The organism is Pseudomonas sp. EU05-FHT14B02, from assembly GCF_058791055.1.
Genome location: NZ_JBYTDD010000031.1, coordinates 28403 through 48504, shown reverse-complemented (window position 1 = coordinate 48504; position 20102 = coordinate 28403). Strand labels below are relative to the sequence as shown.

General features: G+C 57.0%; 15 protein-coding genes. 3 read left to right on the top strand and 12 right to left on the bottom strand.

Translation table 11 applies throughout. The features are described 5' to 3' along the window. Nucleotides 1-197: 197 nt before the first annotated feature. The 10 genes from AC3WTM_RS24115 to AC3WTM_RS24070 all read right to left on the bottom strand — a co-directional run bounded on the left by AC3WTM_RS24115 (nt 198) and on the right by AC3WTM_RS24070 (nt 13551). Complete coding sequence (locus AC3WTM_RS24115) at nt 198-1757, bottom strand: sensor domain-containing diguanylate cyclase (protein WP_102670249.1); 1560 nt, start codon at nt 1755-1757, stop codon at nt 198-200. Between the two features lie 123 nt (nt 1758-1880). Beyond that, nucleotides 1881-2186 (bottom strand): DUF2933 domain-containing protein, encoded by a 306-nt coding sequence (locus AC3WTM_RS24110; RefSeq protein WP_102670250.1) that lies wholly within the window; start codon nt 2184-2186, stop codon nt 1881-1883. An 84-nt stretch (nt 2187-2270) separates the two neighbouring features. Beyond that, entirely contained in the window at nt 2271-4463 is a 2193-nt protein-coding gene (locus AC3WTM_RS24105) for a heavy metal translocating P-type ATPase (protein ID WP_102670251.1), read from the bottom strand. A 25-nt stretch (nt 4464-4488) separates the two neighbouring features. Continuing rightward, nucleotides 4489-4758, bottom strand: a complete 270-nt coding sequence (locus tag AC3WTM_RS24100) for a DUF5676 family membrane protein (protein ID WP_102670252.1) — start codon at nt 4756-4758, stop codon at nt 4489-4491. Continuing rightward, nucleotides 4755-5441 (bottom strand): methyltransferase family protein, encoded by a 687-nt coding sequence (locus tag AC3WTM_RS24095; protein WP_102670253.1) that lies wholly within the window; start codon nt 5439-5441, stop codon nt 4755-4757. Before AC3WTM_RS24095 ends, AC3WTM_RS24100 begins: the two co-directional genes overlap by 4 nt. Next, nucleotides 5438-5731, bottom strand: coding sequence for a DUF2933 domain-containing protein (locus AC3WTM_RS24090; protein WP_158247444.1), 294 nt, complete (start codon nt 5729-5731; stop codon nt 5438-5440). The genes AC3WTM_RS24095 and AC3WTM_RS24090 overlap by 4 nt, the downstream gene beginning before the upstream one ends. A 95-nt stretch (nt 5732-5826) precedes the next feature. Further along, nucleotides 5827-6234 carry a hypothetical protein gene (locus AC3WTM_RS24085; RefSeq protein ID WP_102670255.1) on the bottom strand — a complete coding sequence of 136 codons (408 nt, stop codon included), beginning with the start codon at nt 6232-6234 and terminating at the stop codon, nt 5827-5829. A gap of 104 nt (nt 6235-6338) precedes the next feature. Then, nucleotides 6339-6737 (bottom strand): hypothetical protein, encoded by a 399-nt coding sequence (locus AC3WTM_RS24080; protein ID WP_102670256.1) that lies wholly within the window; start codon nt 6735-6737, stop codon nt 6339-6341. Between the two features lie 437 nt (nt 6738-7174). Next, nucleotides 7175-7429 (bottom strand): DUF1652 domain-containing protein, encoded by a 255-nt coding sequence (locus tag AC3WTM_RS24075; protein ID WP_102670258.1) that lies wholly within the window; start codon nt 7427-7429, stop codon nt 7175-7177. A 176-nt stretch (nt 7430-7605) separates the two neighbouring features. Continuing rightward, nucleotides 7606-13551 carry a peroxidase family protein gene (locus tag AC3WTM_RS24070; protein WP_102670259.1) on the bottom strand — a complete coding sequence of 1982 codons (5946 nt, stop codon included), beginning with the start codon at nt 13549-13551 and terminating at the stop codon, nt 7606-7608. 73 nt (nt 13552-13624) lie between these two features. On the opposite strand from AC3WTM_RS24070, the gene AC3WTM_RS24065 reads away from it, so the two are divergent. Beyond that, on the top strand, nt 13625-15112 hold the full coding sequence (locus AC3WTM_RS24065) for a sensor histidine kinase (RefSeq protein ID WP_102670260.1): 1488 nt from the start codon (nt 13625-13627) through the stop codon (nt 15110-15112). Here the strand turns inward: AC3WTM_RS24065 and AC3WTM_RS24060 are convergent. Then, entirely contained in the window at nt 15109-15813 is a 705-nt protein-coding gene (locus AC3WTM_RS24060; RefSeq protein ID WP_102670261.1) for a response regulator, read from the bottom strand. The genes AC3WTM_RS24065 and AC3WTM_RS24060 overlap by 4 nt on opposite strands. A gap of 554 nt (nt 15814-16367) precedes the next feature. Here AC3WTM_RS24060 and AC3WTM_RS24055 point away from each other — a divergent pair. Further along, nucleotides 16368-17435: an alpha/beta fold hydrolase gene (locus AC3WTM_RS24055; protein WP_102670262.1), complete on the top strand. Its 1068-nt coding sequence runs from the start codon at nt 16368-16370 to the stop codon at nt 17433-17435. 109 nt (nt 17436-17544) lie between these two features. Then, on the top strand, nt 17545-19035 hold the full coding sequence (locus tag AC3WTM_RS24050) for a DUF1254 domain-containing protein (protein WP_102670263.1): 1491 nt from the start codon (nt 17545-17547) through the stop codon (nt 19033-19035). A gap of 214 nt (nt 19036-19249) precedes the next feature. Here the strand turns inward: AC3WTM_RS24050 and AC3WTM_RS24045 are convergent, their stop codons facing one another. Then, nucleotides 19250-19981 carry a hypothetical protein gene (locus AC3WTM_RS24045; RefSeq protein ID WP_102670264.1) on the bottom strand — a complete coding sequence of 244 codons (732 nt, stop codon included), beginning with the start codon at nt 19979-19981 and terminating at the stop codon, nt 19250-19252. Between the last annotated feature and the right edge of the window lie 121 nt (nt 19982-20102).

The window sequence follows — 20102 nt, the reverse complement described above, 5'->3', positions numbered from 1 at the left end:
AACGCGTCTCAAACCGTGGTTTTGGGAGGTTCGTATCATGTGGAGTGACGCTCTGGTGTTCGCGATGGTCTACCTGGTTATCACCCTCAGCATCGGCTGGTTGTATACCATTGCGCTCCTGTATTGGCTTTAACCCAGTGGGTGACGATCGGTCCAGGCCGAGACCGGTGCATTCGCCGTGGCACTGACGCCGGTAGCTAACAGGTCACAACTCTGTTTCGCCCGTTCTGCTTGGCCAGATAAAGCCTTTCATCGGCTAGTCTCAATACCGAATCGGAGGTCGACGCCTCCTCTCGACAGGCCACTCCGATAGAAAGCGTCAGCTTGCCTACCGAAGGCACATCGCTGCACGCCACGTTATCCCTAATCCGTTCCGCGATGGTTTTCGCGATGGTCATCGACGTCTCTGGCATTATCAATACGAATTCTTCACCCCCCGCCCGGCAGGCCAGGTCGCTGGCTCTTGAATTGCGTTTAAGAATCTCGGCGATGTGCTTGAGCGCTGAATCTCCAGCATAGTGGCCGAAGGTATCGTTCACGCACTTGAAGTGATCGATGTCCAAGGAGAGTACGGCGTATGGCTGTTCCGTCTGCGTCAACATCTCCAGGAGGCCCACCATGGCCCTTCGATTCGCAAGACCGGTCAGGGAGTCGCTCAGTGCTTCACGACGGAGAAGCCCAAGCTTTTGTTGAATAAGTTTTACACCGCTGAGAAGGGCTCGCCGGATAGCAGAGGCATCGCGGTACCAGGCTTGCACGCGCAGCAATTGGCTCTCGGCTTCTGGGGCCGTCAACTGGGTAGCAACGATCGATAGCTGGCGCAGCGGCCGCGATATTAGGGTAGTGCCGGCCAGAATCAACCCCAATCCCACGATACCTGCTGGAACCATTCCCATGATGATGAGACCCATCATGGGGGCCAGTGAAGCGAGCGCTCGCTCCCGAGGTTGAAGTGCTACCACTGCCCAATGTGCATCCGGTACCTGTGCGTAGCCGGCCAGCAACTGGCCTCCCTTGTCATTCGGAACTTCCATCGCCCCGTGCTCGCCCCGCAACGCCGCGTCCACCATCTTGCTCGGGTCGAGAATTTCGCCGATTCGATGCTGGTCGGGGTGATACAGAAGACGCCGGTTCCCGTCGGTAACGAATACGAAGGTGCCTTCATGGTGGAAATGCCTGCTTATTATCGTATGCAAAGCGCTCTGCTGCATGAGATAGACGGAGCCGCCGATCACGCCGAGAAACTGGCCCGATGCACTGACGATCGGCTGGGAAATGAATACGACCAAATGGCCGGAGGCCGAGGTATAGGCTGAGCTGACTAAGGGGCTGTGCTCTCTGAGGGCCTGCTGCAGGCTCGCCGAATCCAACGCGGAACCCTCGGCTTTCAGAACCTCTGGTGCCGTCTGTAGAACCTTGCCACTAGCATCGGCTATGGTAATCGCATTGAGGTCCGCATCCTGCTGTTGCAAGCGATTTGCCTCGGCTTGGAGCGCTTCTGGCTCATCCCAATGAGCTGCCAGGACGCCCGCGCTGTATCTCATTCGTCCCTGCGCCGATTGAAGAAACGCTCCAATGCTCGAGGCTACTTTGGCGGCATAGGCGCTGTTGGACTCGAGCGTCAAATGAATCAGCGCATCTCGCTGGACCCGGTAGGCAACAATAAGGCTGTTGCTGAGAGTGGCAAGCACTGACAGCAGGACAAAAAAGAGAATAAGTACGCGCAGATCGAGCGGCAGAGGCCATAAGCGCTTCATGTCACATCCTGAGAAGGTCACCGAAGTCACCTTCTACAGGTTAGTTCGAGTTACGCGTGGATGGTTTGGCTGCGCAAAGGTGTGTTTTCCGGATGGCCAGGCTTAATGTAGGCATACGGCCCACTATTTCGTCTTGTCATCGGGTAGACCATCGTTCTCATACTCCTGGCTATTGCGAGCGCTGGTGCGTTGGTGGCCACAGCAACTGCCGTGTTCGCCACTCTTATTGTGTTCATGTCCGCTATGCCCATGCCCACGATGCATGAAAAAATGCATCAGTGGACAGGCCAGTAGTAGCAGGAATGGCAGATACGGAATGACGTGAGCCCTGTGCTCGGTGAATAGGAAATAACCGACGATGGCAAGGAAACCTAAAAAGTACCAGTTGGTACCCCTTGCGCGGTGCTGGGGCAAGTTATGTTGATTCATGATGGCACTCCTTTGAGGGAACGGGAGGGACGGTCATAACGCAAAGACACTTCCAATTTTGCTGGAACGCTATCGCAGGTGTGATCATCGCGAGCATGATCCGGCCTCCAGACTTAAGCCAATACGGGCACGTTTCAGCAGCGCGGAGTTGGCGATCACAGACAAGGAGCTAAGTGCCATAGCGGCGGCGGCGATAATGGGGTTAAGCAGTCCAAATGCCGCGATTGGAATGCCAATGCTGTTGTAGATGAACGCCCAGAACAGGTTTTGTTTAATCTTGACCATCGTTGCGCGCGACAGCTTGATCGCGCTGACCACGTCACGTACATCGTTCTTGAGCAAGATGATGCCGCCGGTCTCCTTGGCTACATCGGAACCCGAGCCGATGGCGATGCCGATATTCGCGGTGGCCAGGGCAGGTGCATCGTTGACACCATCGCCCACCATGGCCACGACCTGCCCTTCGCTTTGCAATTGACGGATCACTGCGGCCTTGTCGTCCGGCAAGACCTCGGCAATCACTCGCTCGATACCCACCTGGCGTGCAACCGCTTCGGCAGTACGGTGGTTGTCGCCGCTTAGCAGCACGACCTTGATGCCGCTTGCCTGCAACGCCGCAACGGCTTCAGCCGCCTCAGGTTTAATGGTATCGGCCACAGCAATCACACCGACCAAACGGTCATCGACTCCGACCAGCATGGCGGTCTTGCCATCGGCTTCCAGACGGATGAGGTGCTCCTCGGCAGCCTCGGTCGAAATGCCTTGGCGGGCGAATAAACGCCGATTGCCCAGCCAGATTGTGCGATTGTCGATCCTGCCTTCGATGCCGTGACCGGCGATCCCATTGATGCCACTCGCTTTCGGCAGGCTGATGCCGCGATGCCGGGCGGCGCGAACTATCGCAGCGCCGAGTGGATGTTCTGAACCGGCCTCCACGGCAGCGGCGAGCATCAAGACCTCGTTTTCCAACGCTGTACCCAGCGCGATCACGTCGGTTACGTTGGGTTCTCCTCGGGTAATAGTGCCGGTTTTGTCAAACACCACCGTACTCAGTTTTTCTGCCCGCTCCAGCACTTCGCCGCCGCGGATAAGGATGCCGTTATCGGCCCCCTTGCCAACACCGACCATTAACGCGGCGGGCGTCGCCACACCCAAGGCGCAGGGGCAGGAAATGATCAGCACCGCGATAAAGGCCAACAATCCCTGCGCAAAGCTCCCCGCAACAGACCAGCCGATCAGAGCCAGTATCGCGACGGTCACCACCGCCGGTACAAAGTAGCCCGTGACCTGATCGGCCAACCGCTGGATCTGTGCCGTGCTGGTCTGCGCCTCTTCGACCATCTTGATGATCTGCGCCAGTGCGGTGTCGGCACCGATCCGGCTCGCCTTGAAAGTGAACACGCCACTGCCATTGAGCGTGCCTCCGATCACCGGACTGCCTGGATGTTTATCGACCGGCATCGACTCGCCGGTCAGCATGGACTCATCCACCGTTGACTGACCTTCACTGACATCGCCATCGGTGGGGATTTTTTCGCCAGGCTTGACTACCAGGAACTCGCCAGCCATGACGTTTTCAGCGGGCAAGTCGACCTCTTGCCCGTCACGAATCACATGCGCGATCGCAGGCTTGAGATCAAGTAAGCGCCGTACCGCTGCTGAGGATTTTCTCTTGATGATCTCCTCCATGTACCTGCCAAGCAGTACGAAGGCGATGATGACCGCCGACACCTCGAAATAGACGTCGCGCTCGGCCACCTTGACCGGAAGGACGCCAGGGAAGAACAACACCGCGACACTGTAGAAATAGGCGACCGACGTGCCGAGGGCGACCAGAAAATCCATGTTGATACTACGGGTACGAATGGCGTTCCACGCCCCCTTATAAAAACTCCAGCCACCGATGAACTGCACCGGTGTTACCAGCAGGAATAGCCAGATACCCCACGTGAACCAAGGGAGCGCCGGGATCGGCACCCACGTCAGCAATGTGGCACCCGCGGCCAGCGCGATGAAGGCGCCAGCACGCAGCAGCGCCAAGGCCAGTACACCGGTCAGGGCGATAGTCACGCGGGTTTTCATCGCCTTCAGTTCATTTTCTGGCGACTCGAAGATGCGCACGCAGCTATCGCTGCAAAAGTAATAGGTGCGCCCGCCACGTTCTCGTGACAACGCCATGGTCGTATCAACCATCATCCCGCAGATCGGATCCTTCGCCATTTTCCCTGATGCAAGCGCCTGCTGGTGCTGGCTGTGCTGCATGTGTGATTCGCTCATCGCGGCCTCCTACTCGAAGCGGCTATCAAGGCCTGCCATGGAGCTTGGCGGACAGCCACGCAAACAAGGTACCGACCACCGCGCCCCATACACTCAAAACCAGCAGTGGTCCGACGAAAGTCGTCACACTGTAGTCTTGCGGAGTTTGAAGACGACCGAAGTCGAGTCCATGAAACAAGGCGTTGAGAAAGGCAATACCCTGCGCCGGCCATAGCGCATAGAGCAACGCACAAATGGTGTAGGAAATGGCCATGGTCAAGGCCAGAGAAATGCCGGTTTTCCAGGGAGCGTTCATGGTTGTTTTCCTGAGCTTGGAGGGGCACCAGTAGGAGTGTTGGGGCTGTGGGGGGTTGACCAGGGCAGGAATGCCGGAGTCTGCTCACAGTAAGTTCGGTAGGCATCGCCGAAATGCGTAAGCATCTCCCGCTCTTCGCGCTTCGCCAGCTTGGCGTAGACCACCAGGAGGATTGGAAACATCACCAAGGTGATCAATGTCGGCCACTGCAACAAAAAGCCAAACATAATCAGCACGAAGCCGGCGTACTGTGGGTGACGGATCCTCGCATAAGGGCCCTCAAGCGCTAGTTGCCCAGTACTTTGGGCCTTGTAGAGCACACGCCAGGCGGCCGCTAATAACCAGAAGCCGCCGGCGATCAGCAGGTTGCTGACAATGTGGAATGGACCCCAGTGTGGATTGACCTCCCACCCCATCACTGTTTCGAGCAAATGCCCCGCGTCGTGCGAGAGGAAGTCGATGCCAGGGAAGCTACGAGTGAGCCAGGGCATCAACAGGTAGATAGTCAGCGGGAAGCCGTACATCTCTGTAAATAGTGCCACCAGAAATGCCGAGAACATGCCGAAGGAGCGCCAATCGCGGCTCGTCTTGGGCCGGGTGAAGCTGAAGGCGAACAAGATAAACACTAATGAGTTGATGATGACCAGCGACCAGAGACCGTAGGCTGATTGAGTATGGTTCATGGTTGATGCTCCTCACTTGCCTGGTGTGTTTGCAGTTCGCGCCTTCGCTGATGATCGCCGTGGTCGTGAGGCATAAACAGGTACACAAGTAGGCAGGTTGCCAGTTGCAGGTAGGGTAAGGCGCTCTGCACGTGTGTGGTGCGCTCAGTTGGCTGTAAGGCGCTGTGAATAGTGCCCATGGCCCAGAACATCTCGCGGCTCTGGCTGTTGTCCGCTTGTGGTTCGTGATCCATATCAACCTCCTGCCGCCAAGGAGTCATCAGCGTCGGCTCAGTCAGTGGCTTCGCCATGCTGGATTCTTTAACAACACACATCAGACGGCTGGGGTCTGCGTTACCCCAGCCAGCACCAGTGCTTTGTGATTTGCAGCAGTTCTACTGCACGTTTACTTTTTCATTGGCATTTCCATCATGGACGACTGCTGCTCCATCATCTGCATCATCATGTCCATCATCCCTTTGCCTCCACCATCCTTAGCTCCAGACATGTTCATACAGCCCATCGCGCTCTGCTCCTTGCGCATCATGGCCATGCTGTCCTTCATTGCTTTCATGCCCTCTTGCATGGCGGCCTGGCGCTCAGCGGGAGTTTTAGCCGCAGCCGCTTTGTCATGTGCAGCCTGCATTTTCTCAATTTGCTCAGCCATGGCTTGAGTCACGGCGGTCGACGTTGGGGCTGTGCTCTCGGTTGCGTCGCCTGGTGCGTCGGCTGGGTGATGCGCATCCTCGGCAAAGGCCATGAGTGCACTGCTAGCCAAGACGGCAGCTAGAACGAACTTGGAATGCTTATGCATGATGAACTCCTGAAATTGTGAGGGGATAAGCAGGACTAACTGAGGCACGAAAAAACGGTGCAGCAGAACGCAGCACCCAGTGCTGTGCCACTCGGAGGTAGGGGTTAATCGTTGAAACGGACGAAAGTCAGGCGGACTGGGCCTTCCGGCGGTGCGGGGCGCTTAAGTGCAAGAGCGGCAAAGGAGGATTTTCTCTCGGGATCAAGCACCATTATTACTGCCGCAGTTAACAGTAAAAGGGCGGTCCACTGGATGGGGTCTAATGCTGGAGTCTGCAATACAGGTTTTATCGCCGTAGCAGTGGCCTCACAGTTTTGAAGGCAACCACTGGTGTGTTGAGCATGGTCATCTACTACCACGTATTGCTCGGCATGATGTGGCGCGGCGATATTGTGATCGGGTTGCACCAAACAACCCTGGATTGCCATCACGACCACAGCTAACACCCATACCACGAGGGTAAGGTGCAATAGGCTTTGGCGGTGACGGCGGAACCAGTACATGAAGTACAACCTCGACTTATTACGTCATGTTGGTTTTCAGTCTAGCTAGCAAAGCAATCGAGAGGTTGATCAAAATCAAACTAATGGATAACTCAATGATGAAGGCTCCCCAGCTGTGCCAGCACGGGGATGAGAGCAATGCCAAGATATATTCACCAGACGCTTACGCTGGAACTGCACAAGCAGCATGCATAGGAAACGCCCCATGCAACCAGTCTCAGCTTTTTTAGAAGCCTGCGGTTCGCCAGGTCAATCTCGGCAACCATGGACAACAAAAAGCCCGCACCAGGCAGGCTTTTTTGTGGGCTTTTCGGTGATTTTGGATGCCTGACTCAGACCGGCTCCCTTTCATGCTTTTCAAGATCAATGAAAATTGATTCGCCCTCGAAGCAGCCATTTTGGATAGAGGATCCGGTGCGATTCACGATATGTCTTTACTATATCGTTAACACCACAGTGCCCATTGTATGGTGTGCTGCCATTTCAGAGCGAAGCGCACCAATCAAGCTTGCAATAGCATTGCTGGACGTTAGCTCGCTAGTCGCGACCGCAGTGACCAGTAGATCAATCCGCCCAGAGATCGAATCGAACACTTTGATCATCAATGATCCATCCGGGTTGACCGTGCAGGTACAAGAGAGCGGTTGAAATCCACATTCGAAGATATGGCGAAGCTGAAACATAGAAATCATGGCTCATGTCCATAGGGTTCGGTTAGGTGAATCCAGATACCTACCGATACGAGAATCGGATTTAATCGCACCGGTGGAACATCTGACATGTGTTTGGCCCAGAAAACCAAGCTGGCACCTCCATCATACAAACGGCGCCCCTCTTCAAAGCAGGGCGCCGTTTTTGCTTGAGAGTTTTACACCACGCCGACGAAATCATTCGCCGTCAGGGCCACATGGCCAACCAGGTCAATTTGGAAGTCTGCGCCATTACCGCTGTTCACATTGCCCTCCACATAGGTGTGATCGACTCCGCCGACGTTGACGAAGTGGTACTTCAATTGCGCTTGATTGTTGAACTCGTTGCCAACTCCGCTCCACTCGCCCAGGAAGTTGAAGTCCTGATTGCCGATTGCACCTGCACCGGATGTCCGAGCATCGATCTGGGTCAGATCTATATGGTCGGTACCCTGTGCAAAGTCGGTGATCACGTCGCGGCTCGTCGCCGAAGTACCCGAGTCGTTGATCGAACTGAACATGAATATGTCTGACCCAGCGCCGCCGATCAGGGTATCGCGGTTGCCATGACCGGTCAGCGTATCGGCACCGCTACCGCCGCTCAGAGTGTCGATACCACTCTGCCCGGTCAGCGTATTGCTGCCGTTGTCACCGGTCAGGCTGTTGTTGCCGTTGCCGCCGACGACATTCTCGATGCCAATCAACGTGTCATTGCCAGTCTGCGAGCTGCTGGCCAGGCCGGTGGACAGGTCGACTGTTGCATTGGCCGATGTCCCCGACAGGTCATAGGTATCGTTGTCGGCACCGCCGTCGTAGATATCATTGCCATCGTTGACTGACGCTCGAATACTGTCATTGCCAACACCGCCGAACACACTGTCCAGTCCTTGTCCTCCTACCAGTGTGTCGTTACCACTACCACCATCCATCCAGTCATTGCCGCCCTGGCCTTGCAACAGGTTACTGACCGCATCGCCTTGAATGTGATCGTCACCCGAACTGCCTGTGACGTTCTCGATGGCCGTCAGTGAATCACTACCGGTCTGGGCACTGTTTGATAGACCCGCGATGAGATCGACCGTCGCCGCCGCCGAAGTGGAGGACAAATCATAGGTGTCGACTCCCGAGCCACCATCATAGTGGTCGTTGCCATCGTTCAGCGATGCCAGGAAAGTATCGTTGCCGGCATCACCGAAGAGCGCGTCATTGCCCGACAGGCCACTGAGTTGGTTGTTGCTGTTGTTGCCATGGATGACATTGTCCAGAGCGTTGCCAGTGCCATTGATGTAGCTGGAGCCCACCAAAGTCAGGTTCTCGACGTTCGCGCCCAAGGTGTAGCTCACAGAAGACATCACCGTATCGATGCCCTCGTCAACATTCTCCTGGACCACATCGCCATTGGCATCGACCATGTAGATATCGTTGCCAGCATTACCTCGCATCGTGTCGTTACCGCTACCACCGTCGAGCAAGTCGGAACCCAGGCCACCATTGAGGACATCGTTGCCCGAATAGCCCATCAGGATGTCCTGATAATTGGTGCCATCGAGCGTGTTACTGAAGAAATTGCTGCCCTCAATGAAACGCCCGACCGCCTCTGACGGGGCCGACGTCAGTTGTTCCACCGTCCCCATGTTGTCCGTATAAGTTGCAACCACCCGCAGTTGCTGGCCGAACTGTTCCGAAGTGGGCGCAAAGGTCGAAGCATTCGCTCCAGCTATGCTCAACCAGGTCGCGCCCACCAGTGCTTGCCACTGATAGGAGAAACCGCTTGGCCCTGGCAAACCGTCGGCGTCCTGGATAGCTGAAATGTTGGCCGTCAGCCGATATTGGGCCGGCACCGGGCGACTTGGGGTAGTCGGTGCGGTGGCATAGCCAGACAGCACCACATTACCGGTCGGCAGCTGGTTAGCGAGGCTCAGGTTGATTGTACGGTCGGCGAAACGCAGTTTTTCCACACCGGTCACGATATCGGTGCCGTCGACGTTAGCCGCGCCGAGTCGCAGATCCACCACTTTGAATGCCGTGATCAGCTCTCCCCCCGGCCGGGTATCGGTGAACCTGGTGATGCTGTAGTCGGCAAAATTGCCGCTGAACAGTGCCGCATCCGCTGCGCCGTCAGCCGTACCGGAGGCTGCGTGGTTGTCACCCAGTATGAAATCCGTCCGGGTTGCTTGCAGGCCCGTAAAATGTTGTGCGAAGCCCTGGCTGGCGAGCAAGTGATTCAAGTCGGCGAGCTTGATCGAATCACCGACGATCACGTCATTGCCGCCGTTCCCTTGGGAGAGATCATCGCCACTGCCGCCAATCAGCCAGTTCTCCGTGGCATTGCCGATCAAGCCTGCAAGAGGGTTCGACGGGGTCGCCGCGTTCGGACGGCTGTCGCTGAATCGAGAGCCGACCAGGCCTTCAATGTTGGTCAACAAGGCGTTGAACGGCTGGAACAATACTGCAGTGCCTGGTGCAGCCACGATGTTTTGGTTATTGAGGTCTGCCGCTGCATCCAGGGCGATGTTCACATCGCTGAAGGCAGCAATATCGAAACCCACGTCACCCAAGGCCTCATCACCGTCCCCCTGACCCGGTGCGCCACCCAGGCCAGGCAATAGAATGTCGTCACCGACACCACCGAACTCCTGGTCGCCGGTGGAGCCACCGGAAATGATGTCATCACCGTCTTCACCGAACAGAATGTCCGGGCCGTCGCCGCCGTAGATCTCATCGTTACCGTCACCGCCATGTACCAGGTCGGTGTCGCCACCGGCATCGATGTAGTCATTGCCGGCACCACCGTACAACTCATCAATTCCGGCCTCGCCATAAAGATGATCGTTACCGCCAGAGCCGATCACCACATCGATGGCACCGGCGCTGGTCCCGGCATAGATAATGTCGTCCCCTTCCCCGCCATCGAGAAAGTCTTCGATATCACCACCGTAGATAACGTCGTTGCCATCACCACCATAGATATGGTCGGCACCCGCTTTGCCATCCAGAATGTCGTCGCCACCTTCGCCGTAGATCGTATCGTCACCGTCACCGGCGTCGAGCCAATCGTTGTAGTCGGTGCCAGACAACACTTCGTGTGAGTTGTACCCCACTGCCGCGGTGCCATCAGGGTTCTCGCCCTGATCCGGGCGGTAGTCTCGGATATAGGTTTGAGCGGTATGCGTTTCCGGATTGGTCAGGCTGACCAGCAAACCGTTACCGCCAATTCCGCCCGCGCCACCGGTCGAGTAAACACCCACGTGGTTTGCCGCGATGAGCGTGCCGTACTTGTGCTCGCTTTTGTACGCGGTGTCACTGGCACCGGAGTCGGTGTTGCTCAATTCGATGTAGCTGTCGGCATAACCAAACACATCGCCGGCCAGATGACGGGCATCGGTGGTGCGCTCGATGATGTCCTTGAATTGTTCGGTCACCACCTGCTCGTTGAGGTTGGTCATTGCTGGCAAGCCCAGATCCAGGCGGAACAGGTAGTAGAAGCGGTCACCGTCCATCAACCGCTCCATCTGGTCCTCGAAGATGGCGTTGAAGGTGGTGCCCAATTGTCCGGTGTAGACATGTTTTTCCGCCAGGCCGCCGATCCACAGGTCTATCGCGTTGTATCCGTCATAACCGGCCACATGATTGCCGTTGGCATCTGCGGCGCCGGAAAGAAAATACGCCGCCTCTTCAGCCGTGACGCTTCCGCCAGCGTAATTGACGGTCAAGCCTGAGGCATCGGCATCAATAATCGCCTGGGCATGTGCCTTATCCCCATCAAAAGAATACGCCGCGATGAAATTGACCAGCGATTCCGGGTGAATCATGTTGTTGGCGAAGTCACTCCAACTTGTATAGGGCGTCAAGGCGTCCACGATCAGGTTGGTGTGGTGCTGTGCGCCAGCCGGTGACGCCCGCTCGGCAATCAGCGCATCGTGTATCTGCTGACGCGCCTGGTTCAGTGTGGGTAGTCCCAGGTCACGCCCACGGGCCAGGTTGATGGTCGCCAGGTCCAACGGCTGACCGAGCAAGCCTTGTTGCAGCGCCGGGGTGACGAATTCGTCGATTTCATTGCTGATCTGTCGGGTCATGCCCAAGGCAATGGCCGTCGGCCCAACCTCGGCAAAACCGCCGGGATTGAGGAACGCCTGCTCCAGCGCATAGTGGGTGATCGAGCCGGTCAGGTCATAGGTACCACTGGCATTTTTCTCCAGGGCATCGATGGTTTCGCGCAGTTGAGAGTGACCGAAACGGAACGCCGCCTGGCCGTATTCGAGCGATATATTGGCGTTGATGCTCGAGTCATAGGTCACGAACTCTGGCAAGTCGGGAGTGATCAGCCGGGCGTACTGATCAATTGCGACGTGCTGGTATTCCATTTCCACGGTCAGTTTGGTGGCGTAGAACAGCTTGTCCTGGTCCCAGGAAACCGTAACGCCATCAGCCAGGGTGAAGTTGCCGTTGGCATCAGTATAAAAACCACCACTGCCATTGCTGACCTGGACCTGCCAGTTGTGCCGCACGTTAGCGTCAGACTGTGCCAGCACTTCGTTTTGCAGATTGATCAGTTGTACGTTGTGGTCTTCATGGAAGACATGGTGGATCGCGGTCAGGCCAAAGTTTTCGTTCACCCTGCCGTCACCGGCAATGTAGTGGTCGCCCACCGATTGCAGCAGCAACTCGTTGGCCACCGCGTAATCGGCACTGCCAGGTGCGGCACTGATGGAGAAGTCAGCAAAATTGACAAAACTGAACAGGTTCTTAGGGCCGGAATTGTCGTAATTGATGACCATCCCGAAAGGATTGTTCGGATCGAAAGTAATGCTGGAGATATGCGCGTCCAAAGACATCAGTTTCGCCTGATCGATATGCACATCATCGAAATGCGGATTCATGTCCAGCAGGATCGCCTCGCGGGTATACACCGCCTGCACGCCGGGAGTGCCGGGGTCGGCATCCAGCACATGGCCGCTGCCATCGCGCACGCGAAAGTTGGCGATGTCATCCCAGGTCAGATCGTCACGGCCGGTAGCCAGCACATGGGCGCGCAGTTCGCTCAGGGTTGGCAGAGTCTGGTGGGTCAAGGCCCCATTGAGGGTCCAGGCTGCTTCGTCACTCAAGGTTGTGCCATCGAACAGCGCTGCGCCGGCAATGAACTGCCCCGGATGATTGGGATCTGCCACCCACTGGCGCAGTAATTGCGTCACCGCGTCAGTGGAGCCGTAAGTCTGGTTCTGATCAATATAGGGCGAGTCGAGGTTGACGTATTGCGCCTGTCCCTGCCCGTCCACCTCACTGACGGTGGCACGGTGCACCTTGATCGAGTACACAGGCTGCCCATCCGGACCGATCGAGCCGTACAACGGGTCGTCTGGCGCAAGGGGAATAGTTATCGTAGCGTTTTGATTGGGCTTGTTGATGAAGTCCAGCCCATGGTCAAAAAACTGTCCGAACAGTGTGAACCAGCCGGTGGTCGACGGGTCGCCGCCTACAGTATTCTGATTTCGGATGTAGTACTGGCCGGAGTCCGGCGAAGTGGTATCGACTTCGCCAATGGTGCCCAGGATTCCCGGATCCGTGACGATCGCAACGCCCGTGGCAGTATGCTGTATGTGCCCGTTGGCATCGGTTGCAAACGTCACTCCGCCACTGGCGATAGTCTGACTGATCATCCGTGGTGTGTAGTCCACCAGTGAAACTGTCGGATCGCTATACAGTGAACTATTGTCAGTGATAGGCGTGCTGCCCACAGGGACACCCGCCCCCGTCAATGCGGAATTGCTCAGGTTCTGATGGACGTAGTGTGTATAGTCCGGGTGGGTCAGGCGTATGAAGTTTTGCCCGAAACTGCCCCAGGCCTGACCATCCAGGGTCATGTTATTGAAGTGCCCCGAGACATTGCGCAAGCCGATCGGGTCGCGGGCGCCGTTGTACCAAATGGCTTCACCAAGAGGCGCGTCCAACGGGTTGAAACTTCCCAGCACGCCGAGCACGTGGACACTACCATCCGAGCCGTTATAACCGTAGAGCGGATCACCGACACTGTTGTAACCGACGACATGAATGGTCGGAAAGGAAACCTGCTGGTCAAGAAACAAAATGTCTTTTTGATTGAGAGTAAAGCGCTTTAACTCATACATGGCAATCTCCAGATATCCGTTGAGTGGCACGGGTTTCCAACCAACTTGTCACCATGTTCAGGGAGTCCGGCCAATGGAAAAAGATGCAAAAGTCGAATCAAAAAACGAGACCTTTATCGCGGGCGAGACTGAGACTTTAGTTGTACCGCCCTCAGTTTCCGATGTGGCTCACAAGGGAACCTGGCGCAGCCGGATAACGGCCCTGACGCGCAAGCTGAGTCGCTCGGCCCAGTTTGTGATTGCCGCTGCGATGATCCTGGGGCTGACCATGTTCTTCGTCGGTGAGCTGGTGAGCGCACGAATAGAAAGCGCAGCGGTACAAAGTGCGGCAGAGGCAGGCGCCCACTACATGGAAGCGTTTCTGGAGCCCTATGTGCAGGAGATGGGGCAGGAAAACAGTCTCTCGGCTGCAAGTGTCCAGTCCCTGGACCGTCTCATGGAAAGTCGTTCGCTAAACCAGCACATTGTCTCGATCAAGATCTGGCGAGCGGATGGCACGGTGGTCTACAGCACGAATAAAGCCATCACCAATAGCGTCTTCCCAACAGACGAAATCGCCGAGGCACTTAGGGGCAAAGTGGTCACCGACCTTGAGGATCTGAGCCAGGATGAGAACAAGTTCGAGCGCGCGCTCAACGTACCGCTCTATGAAATCTACGCGCCGCTGCGGGATTTCAGCTCCGGGAAGGTCATCGCAGTGGGCGAGTTTTATGAAAGGGCCGAAAGTCTGGAACGCGAGATCAAGCGGGTCCGACAGCAGGTATGGCTGGTCGTTGGCGCCGCGACATTGGCCATGCTGACGCTGCTTTTTTTTATCGTGCGACGCGGTGACAAGATTATCCAGCGACAGCAAGTGGCACTGCGCTTGCGGCTGCAGGAGCAAATCCGCCTGCGCATTGGCAAGGCCGCACTCCAGCGCAAGATGGCGACGGCTACCGAGGAGTTTTCCCGGGTCAATGAACTCACGTTGCGGCGCATTGGTGCAGACCTGCACGATGGTCCAGCGCAACTATTGACCATGATTCTGATCCGACTCGATGACCTGGTCGAAAACTGCTCCGCAGTCGATCAGGAGTCGCTGGAAGCCATTCGTGGCGCCGCCACCGACGCATTGCGAGAGGTCCGCGATTTATCACGAGGTCTGGCACTTCCGGAAATCAACGACATGAGCCTGGAGGAAGAGTTGCGACTGGTGGCGCAACGGCACGAGCAACGTACTGGCACCAAAGTCGCATTAGCCCTGGGCCCGCTACCGAAGGCCGCGCCACTGCCGCTCAAACTCTGCTTGTACCGTTTTGTGCAAGAAGCCCTCAACAACGCTTACCGTCATGCCAACGGTGAGGGTCAGGTCATCCAGGCGCAATACATTGATAAAGTATTGAACATCAGCGTCAGGGACAGTGGCCCAGGCATGGCGACGGACGCCATGCTGGTCGAGAAATCCGGCAGAACCCGATTGGGGCTCGCCGGTTTGCGTTATCGCGTTGAATCTCTGGGCGGGTTGTTCAGTATCGACTCTGGTGCCTCGGGTACGTCGGTCAATGCACAGTTCAAACTCTAGTAGTCAGGAGCCGCTGCGGGCATCCTTTGTGTTTCCCCTACACCGATGTGAAGTCGTCTGACAGCTTCGCGCTCCCAATAATGCCGAAGGGCCGAGACCGCTTCAACACGATTTCGGGCGTGTAGTTTCTGCATCACGCACGTCATGTGGTGCTTGACGGTTTTTTCGCTGATCAAGAGCTTTGATGCCACTTCCCTGTTGGTCAGGCCTTTTGAAACTTCACGAATGACCTGCTCCTCACGGTGGGTCAGATCAATCTTGTGAACTTCTGCTTCGCGTGTCTTGAAGTTACTCAGCAATTTTCTGGCAAACTCGGGGGTAATATACATCTCGCCCTTGGCAACTGACCTGATCGCCTGGACCAGTTCCGGTCCGCTGACACCTTTCAACACATACCCGCACGCGCCGGCCTCCAGTGCCAAAATGGCGTCATCTTCGGATTCTGAAACCGTCAGCATCAGCACCTTCACATCCGACAGCTGGGTGGAGATGAAGCGCACTGCGGCGAAAACATCGCCCGGCATATTGACGTCCATCAGCATCACGTCCGGACGCACCCTCTGGGCAATATCCCTGGCATCTTGCGCATTGGCGCCCTGCTCTATGACCTGAAGATCCGGTCGTTTTCTCAATGTTGTGGCAACGCCCTCACGCAACATCGGATGATCGTCGGCAATGCCGATACGAATGAATGGACTCATGACACGCTCCCGGAAGGATTAGCACTCGAACATTTACTGTTTAATAGCAGATAACCCGGGATAGCGACGGTCACCCATCGTATGTCCCAAGGTCCAGGAGACGGAAATCAGACCTAAGTCGCATAAAATTGGCGCGTCAAAAACTAATCGCTCCTTACAAATAGTCGCACTTTTAGACTGCAACTATTTGTTTTATAAGACTTACAAAAACGTCAATAAACAGGCGGATTTAACAAAGCCGGATCCATCTTTTTCCGACCAACAGTCACTCTCCTCCGCTTAGGCGGCTGTAGCCACCTCACTGAATCCGCCCGTTGAATAGAAAAAACGCCGGTAATACTGCTTTAGTCGAATTAGCCTTCATACTGATCCCGCCCCCTCCAGTGTCTGAACGCTTGTGTATCACAGTGTATCGGCGTGACATCTCGATACACAGACTTTCATCCGCCCTGCAATTGGACACCGGCCAGATACATTGCCGCGCTTAAATGCAGGCAAGGTTTGAAGGGGTTCGGACGGAACCCCTGCCCTACGGCTGGTATTGGAGACATCCCATGAAGATGGCACTGCGCAACAGCAAATACGGCAAGACTCACCGCCACTTGGTCGGCCCTTCGATCCTCGCGCTGGCGCTGTTCGGCGTGTTCGGTGCGGCCCAGGCGCAAACGGCCGCCACCGCGCAGCCAACCGTGGCCCCTGCCGGTACCACTCAGGCGGCGCCCTCTCCGTTCGGCCCGCTCAAGCATGTCAACGCCGGGCTGCTGGACGTGGCGTACGCAGAAACAGGCCCGGCCAACGGGCCGGTGGTGATCCTGCTGCATGGCTGGCCGTACGACATTCATAGCTATGATGAGGTTGCGCCGTTGCTGGTCGCCAAGGGTTATCGGGTGCTGATGCCCTATGCCCGCGGTTATGGCGATACGCATTTCCTGTCCGACAAAACCCTGCGCAATGGCCAACCGGCTGCACTGGCCAGTGATGTCATCGACTTCATGGATGCCCTGAAGATCAAGCAAGCGGTGCTCGGTGGCTACGACTGGGGTGCGCGTTCGGCCGGCATTGTCTCTGCACTGTGGCCGGAACGAGTCAAGGCGCTTGTCTCGGTCAGCGGTTATCTGATCGGCAACCAGGCGGCCGGCAAGAACCCGCTGCCACCCAAGGCGGAATTGCAGTGGTGGTATCAGTTCTACTTCGCCACTGACCGTGGTCGCGCCGGTTACCAGAAAAACACCCACGACTTCGCCAAATTGATCTGGCAACTGGCTTCGCCGAAATGGGCGTTCGATGATGCCACCTTCGACCGCAGTGCCAAGGCACTGGACAACCCCGACCATGTCGACATCACCGTGTTCAACTACCGCTGGCGCCTGGGCCTGGTCCAGGGCGAAAGTCGATACGAAGCGTTGGAGCAGAAACTGGCCACGGCGCCGTCCATCAACGTGCCGACCATCACCCTTGAAGGCGATGCCAACGGCGCACCGCACCCGGCGCCTGAAGACTATGCCAAGCGCTTCACCGGCAAATACGAGTTCCGGTTGATCAATGGTGGCATCGGCCACAATCTGCCGCAGGAAGATCCGCAGGCGTTCGCCAAGGCGGTGATTGATGCCGATCATCTTTGAGGTCGATCCAAGGCCCCCGCGCCTGCGCTGAACAGCACTGGGGTAAAGATGAGCTATCTTGAGAGCGAATCACCTGCATTCGGTGACTGCCGACAAGTAAGGATGCTTCATGAATCGTTTACCCCGGTGCCATGCCCTCCTCGCCTGGACTTTCGCCAGTACGTTCACAGCCGCAGCCCTGTTGAGTACGCCGGGTTACGCAGCGCAAGCCACTGTTGCCGCACCGGTCGCCAGCCCTGTCTCAGGCCCTGTCGCCGGCACCAAAGTAACCGAACCGTATGTGCGCATGATGGCGCGCGAGGCGTATTTCTGGGCCTGGCCGATGGCCAACATCTTCAATCGTCGCCAGGCCTTCAAGAACTTGCCGGAACCCGGCTTGATGGGCGGCATCGTACCCGTGGCCCCGATCAATCGGCTGTCGATGCTCAGCAACTACATCGACCCGGCCGAGCGGCTGGTGGCCTGTCCGAACCAGGACGTGGTGTACGGCGCCGGCAGCATCGCCCTGGACATTGAGCCGGTGGTGCTGCAAGTGCCGGACTTCGACGGCCGATTCTGGGTGTATCAGGTGGTGGACCTGCGTTCGGACAGCTTCGCCGAGATGGGCAAAATGTATAACACCCAACCGGGTTTCTACCTGTTGGTCGGCCCGGACTGGAACGGCAAGGTGCCGCCCGGCATCAAGCGGGTGTACCGGGCGCGTACGAACACCGGGTTCGTGATCCCTCGAGTATTTCAGGACGATACCGCCGCCGACCGCCAGGCCGTGCAACCGGCATTGTCGGGCATCGACATGTACCCGCTGTCGCAATACGACGGCAAAATGAAGAAGCGCAACTGGGCCAGGCTGCCGAACTTCCCGGCCCAGGCTCCTGAGGGCAATGCCGAAACCAAGTGGGTGGTGCCGGAGAAGTTCTTCGATGAACTGCCGGCCCTGCTCAAGGACGCCAAACCATTGCCGGGGGAAGAAGCCCGCTACGCGCAAATGGCTGCCCTCGCCGCCATCGCCAAGGCCAACCCGCAACTTCGCGCTGCGATGATCGACGAGGCGAAAAAGACCGACAGCGAAGTGATCGACCCGCTGTTGCAGTTCCGCAATTACGGTGTGCCATTGCCCAATTACTGGAGCACCGTGAGCAACGGTGCAGCGTTCGGCACCGACTATTTCACCCGTACCGCCGTCGCGCGTTCGAACATCTTCGTGAACCAGCAGAAAGAAACCAAATACTTCTACCAGGATCTGGATGAGAACGGCCTGCGCCTCAACGGCCGTTACGGCTACAGCGTCACGTTCGCCAAAGGCAAGCTGCCGCCAGTCAGGGGGTTCTGGTCGCTGACGCTGTACAACGAACAGCACTTCTTCTCGGCGAACGAGCTCAAGCGTTACTCCATCGGCACCAAGAACAAATCCCTGCAAACCAATCCTGACGGCTCGCTGACCATTTACGTGCAAAGTGAATCACCGGGCAAGGACAAGGAAAGCAACTGGCTGCCGTCCCCCAAAGGTGCAGAATTCTCGCTGTACATCCGCGCCTACTGGCCGCAAGCCGATGTCCTCGACGGTGACTGGACTCCACCGGCGGTGGTGAAAACCAAATGAACAGGATCTGAAAAATGAGCGCCTTGGTGGCGCTCATTTCATTTTAGCGGTATGGAACCTGCCTAGACTCTGAGGGAGCGAGACTGCTCGTGATGGCGGAGTGTCAGCCGGTATCAATGCTGGACGTACCGGCCTCATCGCGAGCAAGCTCGCTCCCACAGGACACGACGGCTGGCTTCGCGCTCCGCCGGTTTACGCCAAGACACGACTTTTGCTACGAGTAATGGATCTCACTCAAGTCGATCGACACCAGCAACGCCTCCTTGTTGACCTGCCCATCGATCTTGCGTCGATAGGCTCGCCGCTTGCCCGGCATGCGTAATCCGTCGGCTTCGACGTAGTCACCAACCAGTTGGGTCGCGGGCATGCCGCCGCTCACATCGACGTTGTAGTCGTGGCGGCACAGCAGAAAGCCATCGTCGAAATAGAAGTCCTGGATGGCGCTGTGGGTTGCGATGCTGTCGGGAAAGTGCACCCGCAAATGCCGCAAGAGTTCGGCCCCCTCTTGCAGTGGCTCGATTTCCTCGCAGGTTACGCCCGGCAAGGTGAACAGGAAGGGCATGGTCAGATAGGACCACATCGCATACCCGTTGAAGTAGGCCCGGTGCAACGGGTCCCACGCTGTGTGTTCCCCATGGCCCTTGAAGGATGCCCGGGGCGCATGGCGCTCAGCAATCACCTTGCCTGCGGTATTCTCGATGGCGATTCGGTTCGGCGTATAGTCCGTGAATTGCTCCGGTGCGCCGAAGGGTTTCACCGAGGCTCTTTGTTCGTGCAGCCAAACGGTCATCTGGCGTGGCGCGCTGTCCTGGGTCAGCCCTTTCATGCCCCAGAGCGAGCCGCCGGTGACGATCGTGGCGCAGACCTTATTGAAACTGTTCCAGCGCACCAGGCCGCCATGGGCGGCAAGCACCTGGTCCAGCAGTTCTCGATCCTGTGCAGACATGATTGCGTCCCCTTCTCGCCCGGCAGCGCTTGCCTCATTACCAGAATAATCGATAGTCGACCGCTGCAGGGCCGCGCCGATGGATAGCCTTATTGGGGTTTTAGTCACTTTGCGCACCAGG